We start from the raw sequence: 2,785 nt of genomic DNA, 5'->3' as shown, positions 1-2,785 counted from the left end.
AACTGGCCGCTAACGCGGCCAAGCTGTCGCCTGCTCGCTTGACACCGGCCCGCTAATGGGTGTGGGTAATTGCAAGCGACGTGAGACGCATACGTGAAAACCATGTTCAGGAATTTTTTGCAATCAGGCTTTGCGACCGTCGTTGCATCGATACTGGGGGCGTGTGCGACGGCGCCTGCAGGTCCTGACAGTTCTTCCATCGAGCCGCCTCAGGCCGAGCGCGTGATGACGTTGGTAGCTTCTGGCGTGCAGACGTATTCATGTGAGTTCGACGCGCAACATCATCTGGGTTGGGTGTTCAGGAGCCCACAAGCGACGCTGTTCGATGCAAGGGGCCACGCCGCGGTCTGGCACGGCGCCGGGCCGTCCTGGGGAGCGGAAGACGGAAGCCGGATTGTAGGCCGTGTGCTTACGCAGCGTCCCAGCGAAACGCTGGCGAGCATACCGCAACTGTTGCTCGAAACTCATAGCACGTCCGGCATCGACACGCTGTCTGTTGTCCGGTATGTGCAGCGAGTGCATACCGTTGGAGGATTGATGCCGACCGCACCGTGTTCGACGGAACACGAACTCTGTAGCTCGCCCTATTTTGCGGATTACGTTTTCTATCGGTAGTAGGTAGCACGCGCTTTTTGCGTTGCCGTGTTCGTCAAGCCGAAGGGAAACTCGCTTTCTTGAGCGCTTCGTGTATCAGAATCGTTGCCGGATGCCCACGTACCGCGGTATGGGCACAGCGAAGTAACGGTGCGGCTGGTGTGCTGGTCAACTTAGGCCACAACGAGCACTTCGATAAGATGACATACAAGGAATTAGAGCACAAGCGTTCTATTTATGTGTGGTGGCGACAGCAATCACTGAATTGGCGGCACAACGCCCAGTTACTCGGCCAGCATGCGTTCATACACGCCGAAGCGCAGGTCGACTTCCTCCTGTCTTATCGTCGTCACGATGATGTTCACCTGCTCCGGCAGCAGGCCGAGCACCGAAACATCAAGTCCAGAACGAACGCGATGGTCGGCTTTAAACGGTTCAGAAGTGCTGCGACCACGATTTCAGGAATCGAATTGATGCATCGTATTCGCAAGGGACAGTTCGATCTCGCGAAGCTCGCCCTCAAGGATACCGCTGCGCCCGCCGTATGGAATGCCGTCCTGTCCAATCGATAAGGCATCCTACTAATATGGATCTTCTCAACCGGCTTACCTATTTGCACCAGAACCCACAGGCGTGGGGCGTCTGTCATCAACAGGGTTTACCAGACCGCCCTTCCTTTCAGTGGTCGCCGGCGCCCCCGTCCAGCCGTCCTTCACGAACCCCTGTGGCCGGTGATCGAGAGCCGGAAGCTTGCACTGATTGCACTTATTGCGCGAAGAGCCGAGAGCACATTGCGGGCGACGTCCGGGCGGGCGGAAAAACACACCATGATCCATCGTCGTGCCGGAAGAACACGATGGTCAGCGACCCGGTTGAAGTACAACTTTCGAGACGTACATAGCGACCGTGCGTCGCGATCAGGCGTCCCACGCACGTTACCCGGGCTGGCCTCGACTGACTGGGCGCGAGCCACTTGTCCACGAGCGCTCGCAAGGAGATGCAGTTGCCGTTCATCGCTTGCTCCTACAGGCTTGGACATCGACGGGATGTCGTTGATGATGTCCACGAATCCAGTATGGGTCGCGGGTCCGTACAGTTAAATCAGGGCGGCCTGAGAATGGAGTAGTCCGCTGTCCAGTCTTGTAGGGCGATCCCTACATGGCGTGAAGAATTATTCGCTTGTCCGCGGTATTGCGGTCGATGGCGGCGTAAAGGCGGCGCGTGGTGCGCCCCTGGGCACAGTCAGCACGTTTGTGCGACGCATTAATCCGAACATTGGCGGCGTCCGTCGCGTAACGGACTGTCCTGATCCAGGTCAACGATACAACGGGGCGGACCATTACGATCGATTGGTAAGGGCGGCAAAAGTGCTCGTTACCCGACACGGCGCATGACGCGCAGACGACCGGCCGCAAGCTGCGCCCGCGTCCACCGCGCTCGTGGGAGCCCTAGACTACACGCGGACCGCAATGGAAAAATGGCTACACAACTTCGGCTTCTGTGGCGTCGATGCACACGATGATCAAGGGGCAGCGAAAGCCTGGGTCTGGATGCATTGGTTGCTGTTCGCCATCAGTTTGCTCACGATTCCGGCTTTCTATCTCGAACTCGTAGGCGGCCCTACGGCGTTCCATCGAGCAGGCCAGCTTCTTTATCTGGTCGTGGCTGTTGGCTTTGCCATTCTCTATGCCTGGATTGTCCGGCTGAGCCGGCATCCGCGAAAGCTCCTTGGTCGCAATTGGCTGGACATGCTGATCCTGCTGGGGGCGACGGCGAGCATCGCGGGCGGGGCGACGCCATGGTCGGCGTGGGAGTGGCCGCTGCGAATGGGCTTCATGTGCGTCGTTGCGGTGCGCATCGTGCTCGCCTTGCGCATGTTGTTCGTCCCGAACCGGTTGCTCGTGCTTCTTCTCATTGGCGCTGCGGTGCTCGGCGTGGCGGGTGCAGGGTTCTACTGGCTCGAGCCGCGTGTGCAAAGTTATGCGGACGGCTTGTGGCTTGCTTTCGAGAGCAGTGCCACGGTCGGATATGGCGATGTTGCGCCGACAACGCCCGCTTCTCGCGTGTTCGCTGTTTTTGTCGTGCTCCTTGGCTACGGAATGTTGTCGCTGGTATTCGCCAACATCGCGGCGATGTTCGTTGGTGAGGAAGAGAAGTTGCTCCGGCGCGAAATGCATCGGGACATCAAGCG

Annotated in this window: 2 protein-coding genes and 1 pseudogene; all 3 read left to right on the top strand. The window is 58.7% G+C overall.

Features of this window, described 5'->3' with window-relative positions; translation table 11 throughout:
* The first annotated feature begins 102 nt into the window (after window positions 1-102).
* Window positions 103-615: a DUF3455 domain-containing protein gene (locus tag AWB68_RS43780; protein ID WP_087650305.1), complete on the top strand. Its 513-nt coding sequence runs from the start codon at window positions 103-105 to the stop codon at window positions 613-615.
* A 356-nt stretch (window positions 616-971) separates the two neighbouring features.
* A pseudogene (locus AWB68_RS43775) lies at window positions 972-1,166 on the top strand (DDE-type integrase/transposase/recombinase); the annotation flags it as partial.
* Between the two features lie 897 nt (window positions 1,167-2,063).
* Window positions 2,064-2,785, top strand: a 722-nt coding sequence (locus AWB68_RS43760; RefSeq protein WP_087650306.1) for a potassium channel family protein, incomplete at its 3' end; no start/stop codon positions are given.

The sequence above is a fragment of the Caballeronia choica genome, assembly GCF_001544535.1.
Classification (GTDB): domain Bacteria; phylum Pseudomonadota; class Gammaproteobacteria; order Burkholderiales; family Burkholderiaceae; genus Caballeronia; species Caballeronia choica.
Note: the sequence above shows the minus strand (reverse complement) of the source record. Positions and strands in the feature narration are given on the sequence as shown.

Coding starts and splice junctions, on each gene's coding strand:
- AWB68_RS43780 (WP_087650305.1), top strand. CDS start 103: ATGTTCAGGAATTTTTTGCAATCAGGCTTTGCGACCGTCGTTGCATCG.